The following is a 13,528-nucleotide window of genomic DNA, read 5'->3' as shown; positions in this document are numbered from 1 at the left end:
ATGAAACTCAATGATCTGAGTCCAGCTCCGGGTTCCCGTCCCGTGAAGCATCGTCCAGGCCGTGGTATCGGTAGTGGCCTGGGCAAGACCGGTGGCCGTGGTCACAAAGGTCAGACTTCCCGTTCCGGTGGCACCATTGCCCCTGGTTTCGAGGGTGGTCAACAGCCTCTGCATCGCCGTCTGCCCAAGTTCGGTTTCGTTTCCCTGAAAGCCATGGACCGCGCAGAAGTGCGTCTGTCCGAGCTGGCCAAAGTGGAAGGCGACGTCGTAACTGTACAGACCCTGAAAGATGCCAACGTGATCAACCAGAACGTTCAGCGTGTGAAAATCATGCTGTCGGGCGAAGTTACTCGCGCTGTCACTATCAAGGGAATCGCCGTCACCAAAGGTGCACGTGCGGCTATCGAAGCAGCTGGCGGCAAGTTCGAGGAATAAATGGCTAAGCAAGGTGCTCTCTCAGCGCTCAGCAAAGGCGGACTGTCCGAGCTCTGGGCTCGACTGCGTTTTCTGTTCCTGGCGATTATCGTCTATCGGATCGGTGCGCATATCCCAGTGCCTGGTATCAATCCGGACCGGCTGGCGGAACTGTTTCGACAGAATGAGGGGACCATTCTTAGCTTGTTCAACATGTTCTCCGGTGGCGCACTGGAGCGGATGAGCATCTTTGCATTGGGGATCATGCCGTACATTTCGGCATCGATCATCATGCAGCTGATGACCGCCGTCAGTCCGCAGCTGGAGCAGTTGAAGAAGGAAGGTGAAGCTGGCCGTCGCAAGATCAGCCAGTACACCCGCTATCTCACCGTCATCCTGGCTCTGGTTCAAGCTGTCGGCATGTCCGTCGGCCTGGCCGGTCAGGGTGTGGCGTTCGCTGCAGACTTCGGCTTCCACTTCGTGGCCGTTACCACCTTCGTGGCTGGTGCGATGTTCATGATGTGGCTGGGTGAGCAGATTACCGAGCGTGGTGTTGGTAACGGTATCTCGATGTTGATCTTCGCAGGTATCGTTGCTGGTCTTCCGAGGGCAATCGGGCAGTCTTTCGAGTCTGCACGTCAGGGCGATATCAACATTTTCGCGCTGGTTGCCATCGGTTTGCTGGCGGTAGCGATCATCGGTTTCGTGGTGTTCATTGAGCGTGGCCAGCGTCGTATTGCTGTGCACTACGCCAAGCGTCAGCAGGGCCGCAAGGTCTTCGCTGCACAGACCAGCCACTTGCCGCTGAAAGTGAACATGGCTGGTGTGATCCCGGCCATTTTTGCAAGCAGCATTCTGCTGTTCCCGGCTTCGCTGGGTTCCTGGTTCGGTCAGTCTGAAGGTTTGGGCTGGTTGCAGGACCTTTCGCAGTCGATCGCTCCTGGTCAGCCGTTGAACATTCTGCTGTTTAGTGCAGGGATCATTTTCTTCTGCTTCTTCTATACGGCGTTGATGTTCAATCCGAAAGACGTAGCGGAAAACCTGAAAAAGTCCGGTGCCTTTATTCCGGGCATTCGTCCAGGCGAGCAGTCGGCGCGCTACATTGATGGCGTTTTGACCCGTTTGACCCTGTTCGGTGCTCTTTATATGACGGCCGTTTGCTTGCTTCCCCAGTTCCTGGTGGTGGCTGCCAACGTTCCGTTCTACCTTGGCGGGACCTCGTTGCTGATCGTGGTCGTGGTTGTGATGGACTTCATGTCGCAAGTACAATCGCACCTCGTTTCGCACCAGTATGAATCCCTGATGAAGAAAGCCAACCTGAAGGGCTACGGCGGCAGCGGCATGCTGCGCTGAGAGACCCATAAGGTTCGAGGAGTTGGTGATGAAAGTTCGTGCATCGGTGAAAAAGCTGTGCCGTAACTGCAAAATTATTCGCCGCGAAGGTGTTGTTCGAGTAATTTGCAGCGCGGAACCACGTCATAAGCAGCGCCAAGGCTGATTGTGAGCTGTGCTTAAGCCCAGCAGCTAGTGTGCTGCTGGGTTGATTAATTGTTACTACAGCGATATTATCTCGCGCCCTATTTCTTGGCTTCCGGGGCGTAGGTAGCTGTCAACTGGAGTCCCACTGAATGGCCCGTATTGCAGGCGTTAACATTCCAGATAACAAGCATACTGTTATCTCGCTGACCTACATCTATGGTGTTGGTCGCACTACTGCACAGAAAATCTGTGCAGATGCCGGCGTAAACCCGGCTGTAAAAATCAAGGATCTGAGCGACGAGCAGATCGAACAGCTGCGTGGCGAAGTGGCGAAGATCACCACTGAAGGTGACCTGCGTCGCGAAATCAACATGAAAATCAAGCGCTTGATGGACTTGGGCTGCTACCGCGGTCTGCGTCACCGTCGCGGTCTGCCAGTACGCGGTCAGCGTACCAAGACCAACGCACGTACTCGCAAAGGTCCGCGTAAGCCGATCCGCAAGTAATCGCTCCAGCGTTTCGACAGGAAATTAGTCATGGCAAAACCTGCTGCTCGTCCTCGTAAAAAAGTTAAAAAGACAGTGGTTGATGGCATCGCCCACATCCATGCGTCTTTTAACAACACCATCGTCACCATTACCGATCGTCAAGGTAACGCCCTGTCCTGGGCTACCTCCGGCGGTTCGGGTTTCCGTGGTTCGCGTAAGTCCACCCCGTTCGCTGCTCAGGTAGCTGCCGAGCGTGCTGGTCAAGCCGCGCTGGAATACGGTCTCAAGAACCTCGACGTCAACGTCAAGGGTCCAGGCCCAGGTCGTGAGTCCGCTGTTCGCGCTCTGAACGGCTGTGGCTATAAGATCGCCAGCATCACCGACGTGACACCAATCCCGCACAACGGGTGCCGTCCGCCGAAGAAGCGCCGCGTGTAATCCAGGAGACTGTAAGAAATGGCTCGTTACATTGGTCCAAAATGCAAACTTGCTCGTCGTGAAGGCACTGACCTTTTCCTGAAGAGCGGTGTGCGCGCACTCGAATCCAAGTGCAACATCGAAGCAGCCCCAGGTATCCACGGCCAGCGCCGTGGCCGTCAGTCCGACTACGGCACCCAGCTGCGTGAAAAGCAAAAAGTACGTCGTATCTACGGTGTTCTCGAGCGTCAGTTCAGCGGCTACTACAAGCAAGCCGCTAGCAAGAAAGGTGCAACCGGTGAAAACCTGCTGCAACTGCTCGAATGCCGTCTGGACAACGTTGTATACCGCATGGGCTTCGGCTCGACTCGTGCTGAATCCCGTCAACTGGTTTCGCACAAGTCGATCAGCGTCAATGGTCAGACTGTAAACATTCCTTCGTACCAAGTACGTGCCGGCGACGTTGTTGCTGTCCGTGAAAAGGCGAAGAACCAGCTGCGTATTGGCCAGGCTCTTGAACTGTGTGCCCAACGTGGCCGCGTAGAATGGGTAGACGTAGACACTGAGAAGAAGTCGGGCGTTTTCAAAAGCGTTCCTGCTCGCAGTGATCTATCCGCCGACATCAACGAAAGCCTGATTGTCGAGCTCTACTCCAAGTAAGGGCTAGAAAATAGGTGCATCCATGCAGATTTCGGTAAATGAGTTTCTGACACCACGTCACATCGACGTTCAGGTTGTCAGTCCAACCCGCGCCAAGATTACGCTCGAGCCTCTCGAGCGTGGTTTCGGCCATACCCTGGGCAATGCGTTGCGTCGCATCTTGTTGTCCTCCATGCCCGGCTGTGCAGTAGTCGAGGCCGAGATCGACGGTGTACTCCACGAGTACAGCGCGATCGAAGGTGTACAGGAAGACGTCATTGAAATCCTGTTGAACCTCAAAGGCCTGGCTATCAAGCTGCACGGTCGAGACGAAGTTACGCTGACCTTGTCGAAAAAGGGTTCGGGGGTGGTTACCGCTGCCGATATTCAGCTGGATCATGATGTCGAGATCGTTAACCCCGATCACGTAATCGCTAACCTGGCGTCCAACGGCGTCCTGAACATGAAGCTCACCGTAGCTCGTGGTCGTGGTTATGAGCCGGCCGACTCGCGTCAGAGCGATGAAGACGAAAGCCGTAGCATTGGCCGTCTTCAGCTGGACGCTTCGTTCAGCCCGGTCCGTCGTATCGCATACGTGGTGGAAAACGCCCGTGTCGAACAGCGTACCAACCTGGACAAGCTGGTTATTGATCTGGAAACCAACGGTACTCTGGATCCTGAAGAGGCTATCCGCCGTGCTGCAACCATTCTGCAACAGCAGTTGGCTGCGTTCGTCGACCTCAAAGGTGACAGTGAGCCTGTTGTAATCGAACAGGAAGACGAGATCGATCCGATCCTGCTTCGTCCGGTTGACGATTTGGAACTGACCGTGCGTTCGGCCAACTGCCTGAAGGCGGAGAACATCTACTACATCGGTGATCTGATTCAGCGCACCGAAGTAGAGCTGTTGAAAACTCCGAACCTGGGCAAGAAGTCCCTGACTGAAATCAAGGACGTTTTGGCCTCCCGCGGTTTGTCACTCGGCATGCGCCTCGACAACTGGCCGCCGGCAAGTCTTAAGAAGGACGACAAGGCCACGGCCTGATCGTCGTAATCACCGAACGCGAGTTTGGTAAGGAATGAACCATGCGTCATCGTAAAAGTGGTCGTCACCTGAGCCGCACCAGCGCGCACCGCAAGGCCATGTTTCAAAACATGGCAGTGTCGCTGTTCGAGCACGAGCTGATCAAAACTACCCTGCCAAAAGCCAAAGAACTGCGCCGCGTTGCCGAGCCGCTGATCACTCTGGCCAAGGAAGACAGCGTTGCCAACCGTCGTCTGGCTTTCGACCGTACTCGTTCGAAGTCCGCTGTAGGCAAACTGTTCAACGATCTGGGCAAGCGCTATGCAACCCGTCCGGGTGGCTACCTGCGTATCCTGAAGTGCGGTTTCCGCGCTGGCGACAACGCGCCAATGGCGTACGTCGAGCTGGTTGATCGTCCAGTCGGTGCTGCTGCTGTAGATGCCGAGTAAGACGTCAGTCTGATCACAAGAAACCGGGCCTAGTGCCCGGTTTTTTGTTGTCTGTAGATTGGTAATTGCTATCAACGTTTAACAAGCAATCAATTTACCCTTGTAACGAATATGGACAATACTCTTCCTCAAGCCGTTTAAACGGATGCTTCAATGCCTGAGGAGGATTACCGATGAGCCAGACCAAGACCCTTACCACCGCAAGCGGCGCACCTGTTGCTGACAACCAGAACTCTCGCTCGGCAGGCCCTCGCGGCCCATTGTTGCTCGATGACTTCCACCTGATCGAGAAGCTCGCGCATTTCAACCGTGAGAACATCCCTGAGCGCCGTGTACACGCCAAAGGCTCGGGCGCGCATGGCACCTTTACGGTTACCCGCGACATCACTCAGTACACCAGCGCCAAGCTGTTCGAGGCGGTGGGCAAGCAGACCCCGATTTTCCTGCGTTTTTCTACTGTCGGTGGCGAGCGTGGCTCGGCCGACACAGAGCGTGACCCTCGCGGCTTTGCGCTGAAGTTCTACACCGAAGAAGGCAACTGGGACATCGTCGGCAACAATACGCCGGTGTTCTTCATTCGTGACCCGCTCAAATTCCCGGACTTTATCCACACCCAGAAGCGCTTGCCGCAAAGTAACCTGAAAAGCGCGCAGATGATGTGGGACTTCTGGTCGCATTCGCCTGAGGCGCTGCACCAGGTCACTATCCTGTTTTCCGATCGCGGCATCCCGGATGGCTACCGCCATATGCACGGCTTCGGCAGCCATACCTACAGCCTGATCAGCGCTGCCGGTGAGCGGCATTGGGTGAAATGGCACTACAAGACCAGACAAGGCATCAAGAACCTCGCGCCGGCCGATGCTGCACGCATTGCCGGTACCGATCCTGACTACGCACAGCGCGATCTGTTCGAAGCCATTGAGCGCGGTGATTTCCCGAAATGGCAGGTCTGCATCCAGATCATGACCGAACAACAGGCCAATCAGCATCACGAGAACCCGTTCGACGTGACTAAGACCTGGTCGCAGAAGGAGTTCCCGCTGATCGAGGTCGGTGAGGTGGAGCTGAACCGCAACCCGCTGAACTATTTTGCCGAGGTCGAGCAGGCGGCATTTGGACCGAGCAACATGGTTCCAGGCGTTGGTCTGTCGCCAGACCGTATGCTGCAGGGCCGCGTGTTTGCCTATGCCGACGCGCATCGCTACCGGGTAGGCACCAACCATCAGCACCTGCCCATCAATGCGGCCAAGAGCCCGGTGAACACCTATCAGCGCGATGGCGCCATGGCCTATGGTGACAACGGTGGCGCTGCTCCGAATTACGAGCCCAACAGCTATGGCGATGCCCCTAAGCAGGCGCCGCGTTACGCAGAGCCGGCGCTGGCGCTCAGTGGCGCTGCGGACCGTCATGATCACCGTGAGGACACTGACTACTACAGCCAGGCCGGCAAGCTGTTCAACCTGATGAATGATGAGCAGAAAGCGTTGCTGATCAACAACATTGCCGGCGCCATGGCCGGGGTCAGCAGCGACGTTGTGCAGCGCCAGCTACAGCACTTCTACAAGGCTGACCAGGCTTATGGTGAAGGCATTGCCAAGGCGTTGGGTGTAACCGTTAGCTAAGTAATAGTGATAAACAGAACCGCCCTCATTTGGGCGGTTTTTCGCTTCTTGATAACCGATTTTCACTGCTTTTTATCGTTTTATTGCGCGAATGGCCGTGACCTCAAGAGAGGCTTGGTTCAAACTACAGCCTTTCTGTAGGGAGTAGTTTGGCGATGCAAGGCCATCCAGACGTCATTGATTACCTCAATACTTTGCTCACCGGCGAACTTGCTGCGCGTGACCAGTATTTCATTCACTCGCGCATGTACGAAGACTGGGGCTTCACCAAGCTCTACGAGCGCATCAATCATGAGATGGAAGAGGAGGCGCAGCACGCCGATGCGTTGATGCGCCGGATTCTCATGCTTGAAGGCACTCCGCGCATGCGCCCGGACGATCTGGATGTCGGTACGACTGTACCGGAGATGCTGGCCAGCGACCTGCGCCTGGAATACAAAGTGCGTGCTGCGCTGTGTAAAGGCATTGAGCTGTGCGAAAAGCACGGTGACTACATCAGCCGCGACATCCTGCGCCTGCAACTGGCCGATACCGAGGAAGATCACACCTACTGGCTGGAAAAACAGCAAGGCCTGATCAAATCCATCGGCCTGCAGAACTACCTGCAGTCGCAGTTCTGACAGGCAGTAAATCATTAAAAAGCCCCTGCACATTGCTGTGACAGGGGCTTTTTTATTGGACTGCAAGCTATAAGCGGCAAGCTGCAAGAAAGTGCGGTGTTGCTTCTGCTTGCAGCTTATAACTTGAAGCTTGTAGCTGCCCTTAGGCGCGATCACGCTCCAGCAACGGCTTGAGATAGTGGCCGGTATGCGATTGCTCCATGGCCGCCACGTCTTCCGGCGTACCGGTGGCGATGATCTGGCCACCGCGTGATCCACCTTCAGGTCCCAGGTCGACCAGCCAGTCTGCGGTCTTGACCACATCCAGGTTATGCTCGATTACCACCACGGTGTTGCCGTGGTCGCGCAGACGATGCAGCACGTCGAGCAACTGCTGGATATCAGCAAAGTGCAGGCCGGTGGTTGGTTCATCAAGGATATACAAGGTCTTGCCCGTGTCGCGCTTGGACAGCTCGCGTGACAGCTTGACCCGTTGTGCTTCGCCGCCGGACAGCGTGGTTGCTGACTGACCCAGCTTGATATACGACAGGCCGACGTCCATCAGGGTTTGCAGCTTGCGCGCCAGAGCAGGTACGGCATCAAAGAACTCGCGGGCATCCTCGATGGTCATTTCCAGCACCTCGTGAATGTTCTTGCCCTTGTACTTGATCTCCAGGGTTTCGCGGTTGTAGCGCTTGCTCTTGCACACATCGCAGGGCACGTAGATGTCCGGCAGAAAGTGCATCTCTACCTTGATCAGGCCGTCACCCTGACAGGCCTCGCAGCGTCCGCCCTTGACGTTGAACGAGAAGCGGCCGGGGCCATAACCCCGCGAGCGCGACTCCGGTACCCCGGCGAACAATTCGCGAATCGGCGTAAACAGCCCGGTATAGGTCGCCGGGTTGGAGCGCGGTGTGCGGCCGATCGGGCTCTGGTCGATATCCACCACCTTATCCAGATGCTGCAGGCCGTTGATGCTGTCGTGAGCAGAGGCTTCCAGCGTGGTGGCACCGTTGAGTGCAGTGGCGGCGAGGGGGAACAGCGTATTGTTGATCAGCGTCGACTTGCCCGAGCCGGATACGCCGGTCACACAGGTCAGCAGGCCGATCGGAATTTCCAGATTCACGTTACGCAGGTTGTTGCCGCGTGCGCCTTTTAGGGTCAGCGACAGCTTCTTGTTGCGCGCTGTGCGTTTGGCCGGGACTTCGATCTTCACTCGGCCTGACAGATATTTACCGGTCAGCGAGTCGGGATGCGCCATGACTTCGGCAGGCGTGCCTTCGGCAACGATCTGCCCGCCATGTACGCCGGCGCCAGGACCGATATCCACCACGTAATCGGCCAGGCGGATCGCATCCTCGTCGTGCTCGACCACGATCACTGTGTTGCCGATATCGCGCAGATGCTTGAGGGTTGCCAGCAGTCGGTCGTTATCGCGCTGATGCAGGCCGATCGACGGCTCGTCAAGGATGTACATGACCCCGACCAGGCCGGCGCCGATCTGGCTGGCCAGACGAATACGCTGCGCCTCGCCACCCGACAGTGTGTCGGCGCTGCGGTCCAGGGTCAGGTAGTCCAGGCCGACGTTGACCAGAAATTGCAGACGCTCGCAGATTTCCTTGAGAATTTTCGCGGCGATCTCACCGCGCCGGCCTGTCATGGTCAGCCCGGCGAAATACTCGGCAGCGTCGCCAATCGGCATATTGGTCACGGCGGGCAGGGTCCGCTCACCGACCCACACATGCCGGGCTTCGCGGCGCAGGCGGGTACCACGACAGTCCGGGCAGGATTGGGTGCTGAGCAACTTGGCCAGCTCTTCGCGTACGGTGGCCGATTCGGTCTCCCGATAACGACGCTCCAGATTCGGCACGATGCCTTCGAACGGGTGGGCGCGCTTGACGATATCGCCGCGGTCATTGAGGTAGCGGAAATCGACACTCTGCGTGCCACTGCCATTGAGCAGCACCTTCTGGATATCGGCTTTCAACTCCTTGAACGGCACCTCCAGGCTGAACTTGTAGTGCTGGGCCAGTGAGCCAAGCATCTGGAAGTAGTAGACGTTACGTCGGTCCCAGCCGCGTATCGCCCCCTCGGCCAGGGTCAACTCGGCATTGACCAGGCGCTTGACGTCGAAGAACTGTTTGACGCCCAGGCCGTCGCAGCTCGGGCAGGCGCCGGCCGGATTGTTGAAGGAAAACAGCTTGGGCTCCAGCTCGCTGATCGCATGACCGCAGATCGGGCAGGCGAAGCGCGCCGAAAAGATCATCTCTTCGCCTGGCTCATCATCCATCGGTGCGACCAGGGCGATGCCATCGGCCAGTTGCAGGGCGGTCTCGAACGATTCGGCCAGGCGCTGCTGGAGGTCGCCACGCACCTTGAAGCGGTCGACCACCACATCAATGGAGTGCTTCTTCTGTTTGTCGAGTTTGGGGACTTCATCGAGCTCATACAGGGTACCGTCGACCCGGGCGCGGACGAACCCTTGAGCACGCAGCTCTTCGAACACCGACAGGTGCTCGCCTTTGCGCTCGCGCACCACCGGGGCCAGCAGCATCAGTTTGCGGCCTTCAGGTTCGGCCAGTACCAGATCGACCATCTGGCTGACGGTCTGGGCCTCCAGTGGGATATCGTGGTCCGGGCAGCGCGGCTGGCCGACCCGCGCATACAAAAGGCGCAGGTAGTCGTAGATTTCGGTGATGGTGCCGACGGTCGAGCGCGGGTTGTGTGAGGTGGATTTCTGCTCGATGGAGATGGCGGGCGACAGACCTTCAATGGTGTCGACATCGGGCTTTTCCATCATCGACAGGAACTGCCGGGCATAGGCCGACAGCGATTCGACATAACGGCGCTGGCCTTCGGCATATAGCGTGTCGAACGCCAGCGAAGACTTGCCGGAGCCTGACAGCCCGGTGATAACGATCAGCTTGTCGCGAGGAAGGGTCAGGTCGATGTTCTTCAGGTTGTGGGTCCGAGCCCCACGAATCAGGATTTTATCCACTGCGGCCTCGCTGGCGGGCATAAACGACGGAGTATACGGCTCCACGCCATTACGCGGCAAAGCGCCGCGTATGTGCCGTACCTCGTTGGGACTGGTAGAATCGCCGCCGGTTCACACGAGGTTTTTCCATGCAAGACTCCCATAGCGAACGCATGAGTGGTGCCGAGACCCGCGCGGCGGGCGGGCTGGCGCTGGTGTTCGCCTTTCGCATGCTCGGCATGTTCATGGTCCTGCCGGTGTTGTCCACCTATGGCATGGACCTGGCGGGCGCTACGCCAGCACTGATCGGCCTGGCCATCGGCGCCTATGGCCTGACCCAGGCCATTTTGCAGATCCCGCTGGGCTTTATCTCCGACCGCATCGGCCGACGCCCGGTGATTTACCTGGGGTTGCTGGTATTCGCGCTCGGCAGCCTGGTGGCCGCGGGTGCCGACTCCATCGAAGGGGTGATTGCCGGTCGTGTGTTGCAAGGTGCCGGGGCGATTTCAGCCGCCGTCATGGCCTTGCTCTCGGACCTGACCCGGGAACAGCACCGCACCAAGGCCATGGCCATGATTGGCATGACCATCGGCCTGTCGTTTGCCATTGCCATGGTGATCGGCCCGGTGCTGACCAGTGCATTCGGCCTGTCCGGTCTGTTTCTTGCCACCGGCGCCATGGCGCTGCTGGGGATCCTGATCGTGGCGTTCATGGTGCCCAGGTCTTCGGGGCCGTTGATGCATCGAGAGTCCGGGGTCGACAAGGCAGCCCTGGGCGCGACCTTGCGCCATCCAGACCTGCTGCGTCTGGACCTGGGAATCTTCGTCCTGCATGCCATGCTGATGTCCAGTTTCGTGGCCTTGCCGCTGGCGCTGGTGGAAAAGGCCGGCCTGCCCAAGGAAGAGCATTGGTGGGTGTATCTCACGGCGCTGCTGGTGTCGTTCTTCGCCATGCTGCCGTTCATCATTTATGGCGAAAAGAAGCGCCGCATGAAGGCCGTGCTGATTGGCGCTGTTACGGTGCTGATGCTCTCTGAAATATTCTTCTGGGCTTTTGGCGACACGCTGCGAACGCTGGTGATCGGCAGCGTGGTATTCTTCACCGCGTTCAACCTGCTGGAGGCCACACTGCCATCGCTGATCAGCAAGGTTTCGCCGGCAGGCGGCAAAGGCACGGCCATGGGGGTGTATTCCACCAGCCAGTTCCTCGGCTCTGCGGTCGGCGGAATCATGGGCGGCTGGCTATTTCAGCAGGGCGGGCTGGACGTGGTGTTTCTGGGCTGCGCAGCGCTGGCGGCCATCTGGCTGGTCGTTGCCATGAGCATGCGCGAGCCGCCTTACGTGACCAGCCTGCGCCTGCCGCTGTCGCCTGAGGCACAGCGAGAAACAGGCCTGGCACAACGCCTGAAGTCCGTACCGGGCGTAACAGATGCCGTGGTGGTTGCCGAAGAGGCGGCCATCTATATCAAACTTGATACAAAACTATTGGATCGCGCGTCGCTCGAAAAGCTGGTCAACAGTCCAGCCACTCAAACGTGTGAAGTCTAGGAGAACGTTATGGCCCGTGGGGTTAACAAAGTCATATTGGTCGGTACATGCGGCCAGGATCCCGAAGTCCGTTACCTGCCTAACGGCAACGCCGTGACCAACCTGAGTCTGGCTACCAGTGAACAATGGACCGACAAGCAGAGCGGCCAGAAGGTCGAGCGTACCGAATGGCACCGCGTCTCGCTGTTCGGCAAGGTCGCGGAAATTGCCGGCGAGTACCTGCGCAAAGGCTCGCAGGTCTACATCGAAGGCAAGCTGCAGACTCGCGAATGGGAAAAAGACGGCATCAAGCGTTATACCACTGAAATCGTCGTCGACATGCAGGGCACCATGCAACTGCTCGGTGGCCGTCCGCAGCAGGGCGACAACCAGGGTGGTGGCAACTACGGCCAGTCGCGCCCGCAGCAGTCACGTCCGGCTCCGGCGCCACAGCAGTCCTACGATCAGTCGCCGCAGCATCAGTCTTACGACCAGTCGCCACAACAGTCGTACAGCCAGCCGCAGCGTGAGTCGCGACCAGCGCCAAAACCGGCTCCGCAGCCGGCGGCCGACTTCGACAGCTTCGATGACGATATTCCTTTCTGACAAGCAACTGACTGCAAGCTGCCCTACAGTGAAAGCCCCCGCCCAGCGGGGGCTTTCGCATTGTGTAGAGGATATAAAGATGAACTGCAAAGGACTGCTACTCGATATCGAAGGCACGCTGACCCATCAGGGGGCGCTGATTGCCGGCGCGGCCGAGTCACTGGCCTGGCTGCATGAGCAAGGGCTCGACTATCGCCTGCTGACCAATATCACGGCACGCTCGCCTGCAACCATCAGTGCCGAACTCGCCGCGCTGGGTCTTGCCGTACCGGCGCAGCATATCCAGACTGCCACCACCGCTTGTGTGGCCTGGTTGCGGGCCCGGCAAGGGTGTAGCAGCTATCTGCTGGTGCCCGATCCGGTTCGGCCGCTGTTCGATGGACTGCTCATCAATGAGCGCAACCCCGACTATGTGGTGATCGGCGATATCGGTCAGGCCTTTTGCTACGACAACCTGAATCGGGTGTTTCGCCTGCTGAGCGGCGGCGCACGGTTGATTGCCCTGCAAAAGAATCCGTTCTGGTTTGCGGCAGATGGCCCGAGCCTGGATTGCGGCGCCTTCGTGGCGGCGCTGGAGTACGCCAGTGGGCAAACTGCGCAGGTTACGGGCAAGCCCTCGTCATTGTTCTTTGAGATGGCCCTGCAGTCGATCGGTTGCCAGGCCCGCGAGGTGTTGGTGATTGGCGATGATCCAGGCACCGATATGGCGGGAGCGTCAGGCATCGGGGTGCGCAGTGTGCGGGTACTGACCGGCAAGTCCGCTGGGCTGCAGCGCGACGACAGTGGTTTGGCGAGTTACTGCCTGGCATCGATTGCCGGCCTGCCGCAACTGCTCGTGCAGCTCTGACTGTAATCTGGCAGACGGCTGATCAGGCTGGCAGAGGTGCATCCACGATCAGCGCCGGGTCCAGATAGCGAATTCTCGGTTCAATGTGATAAGCCCCGCTTTCCGAATAGCGCAGGTAGCAGCGCCCGCACAACAGACATTCAGACACCTTGCAGCGGTTGTAGGGGTAGTAACGGGGCGCAATGGGGGCCTGCGTTGACCAGTAATGGGTGCCTGACGGGTGATACTCGTTGATGGTCAGATCTTCCTCGTCGGCGTTGCTCAGCGTGCCGATGTCCAGTAGATGATGGGCATTGGACGAGACCAGTGGACTTTCCCAGCCGGTAAGGACCTTGGTATTACATCGGCAACTGACTTCGATATTGCTGGCGCGCTGTGCCCGTTCCAGCAATTCAGGGAAATCAATGTAGCGAAGGGCAGTCATTGCCAGTCTTCCTTTGA

15 protein-coding genes are annotated in these 13,528 nt (G+C 58.1%); 13 read left to right on the top strand and 2 right to left on the bottom strand.

Going from position 1 to position 13,528, the window contains the following annotated elements; genetic code table 11:
* The 10 genes from rplO (at position 1) to bfr (ending at position 7,152) form a co-directional block, all read left to right on the top strand.
* On the top strand, positions 1–435 hold the full coding sequence (rplO, locus tag NJC40_RS03390) for a 50S ribosomal protein L15 (protein WP_045484086.1): 435 nt from the start codon (positions 1–3) through the stop codon (positions 433–435).
* A complete protein-coding gene (gene secY / locus NJC40_RS03385; protein WP_045484083.1) occupies positions 436–1,767 on the top strand; it encodes a preprotein translocase subunit SecY in 1,332 nt (443 codons plus the stop codon).
* Positions 1,768–1,795: 28 nt separating this feature from the next.
* Positions 1,796–1,912, top strand: coding sequence for a 50S ribosomal protein L36 (gene rpmJ, locus NJC40_RS03380; RefSeq protein ID WP_002555468.1), 117 nt, complete (start codon positions 1,796–1,798; stop codon positions 1,910–1,912).
* Positions 1,913–2,042: 130 nt separating this feature from the next.
* Complete coding sequence (rpsM, locus tag NJC40_RS03375) at positions 2,043–2,399, top strand: 30S ribosomal protein S13 (protein ID WP_045484080.1); 357 nt, start codon at positions 2,043–2,045, stop codon at positions 2,397–2,399.
* Between the two features lie 30 nt (positions 2,400–2,429).
* A complete protein-coding gene (rpsK, locus tag NJC40_RS03370) occupies positions 2,430–2,819 on the top strand; it encodes a 30S ribosomal protein S11 (protein ID WP_002555466.1) in 390 nt (129 codons plus the stop codon).
* An 18-nt stretch (positions 2,820–2,837) separates the two neighbouring features.
* The gene (rpsD, locus tag NJC40_RS03365) at positions 2,838–3,458 is read left to right on the top strand and encodes a 30S ribosomal protein S4 (RefSeq protein WP_045484076.1); all 621 of its coding nucleotides are present in this window, start codon (positions 2,838–2,840) and stop codon (positions 3,456–3,458) included.
* A gap of 22 nt (positions 3,459–3,480) precedes the next feature.
* Positions 3,481–4,482: a DNA-directed RNA polymerase subunit alpha gene (locus NJC40_RS03360; protein WP_045484073.1), complete on the top strand. Its 1,002-nt coding sequence runs from the start codon at positions 3,481–3,483 to the stop codon at positions 4,480–4,482.
* Between the two features lie 41 nt (positions 4,483–4,523).
* Complete coding sequence (gene rplQ / locus NJC40_RS03355) at positions 4,524–4,910, top strand: 50S ribosomal protein L17 (RefSeq protein WP_045484071.1); 387 nt, start codon at positions 4,524–4,526, stop codon at positions 4,908–4,910.
* A 173-nt stretch (positions 4,911–5,083) separates the two neighbouring features.
* Positions 5,084–6,532, top strand: coding sequence for a catalase (locus NJC40_RS03350; protein ID WP_253141549.1), 1,449 nt, complete (start codon positions 5,084–5,086; stop codon positions 6,530–6,532).
* A 155-nt stretch (positions 6,533–6,687) separates the two neighbouring features.
* Entirely contained in the window at positions 6,688–7,152 is a 465-nt protein-coding gene (gene bfr, locus NJC40_RS03345; protein WP_045484066.1) for a bacterioferritin, read from the top strand.
* A 142-nt stretch (positions 7,153–7,294) separates the two neighbouring features.
* On the opposite strand, the gene uvrA is transcribed toward bfr, so the two are convergent.
* Positions 7,295–10,129, bottom strand: coding sequence for an excinuclease ABC subunit UvrA (gene uvrA / locus NJC40_RS03340; protein WP_045493892.1), 2,835 nt, complete (start codon positions 10,127–10,129; stop codon positions 7,295–7,297).
* Positions 10,130–10,257: 128 nt separating this feature from the next.
* On the opposite strand from uvrA, the gene NJC40_RS03335 reads away from it, so the two are divergent.
* From NJC40_RS03335 to NJC40_RS03325, 3 genes are all read left to right on the top strand, one after another.
* Entirely contained in the window at positions 10,258–11,655 is a 1,398-nt protein-coding gene (locus tag NJC40_RS03335; RefSeq protein ID WP_253117954.1) for an MFS transporter, read from the top strand.
* A gap of 9 nt (positions 11,656–11,664) precedes the next feature.
* On the top strand, positions 11,665–12,240 hold the full coding sequence (locus NJC40_RS03330) for a single-stranded DNA-binding protein (RefSeq protein WP_045484060.1): 576 nt from the start codon (positions 11,665–11,667) through the stop codon (positions 12,238–12,240).
* Between the two features lie 79 nt (positions 12,241–12,319).
* On the top strand, positions 12,320–13,087 hold the full coding sequence (locus NJC40_RS03325; RefSeq protein ID WP_253141550.1) for a TIGR01458 family HAD-type hydrolase: 768 nt from the start codon (positions 12,320–12,322) through the stop codon (positions 13,085–13,087).
* Positions 13,088–13,109: 22 nt separating this feature from the next.
* Here NJC40_RS03325 and NJC40_RS03320 read toward each other — a convergent pair whose 3' ends face one another.
* Entirely contained in the window at positions 13,110–13,511 is a 402-nt protein-coding gene (locus tag NJC40_RS03320) for a hypothetical protein (RefSeq protein ID WP_045484053.1), read from the bottom strand.
* Positions 13,512–13,528: the final 17 nt, after the last annotated feature.

It is taken from the genome of Pseudomonas sp. 21LCFQ02 (assembly GCF_024129895.2).
Taxonomy (GTDB): Bacteria; Pseudomonadota; Gammaproteobacteria; order Pseudomonadales; family Pseudomonadaceae; genus Aquipseudomonas.
The sequence above is the reverse complement of the archived record's forward strand: the minus strand, read 5'-3'. Positions and strand labels throughout refer to the sequence as shown.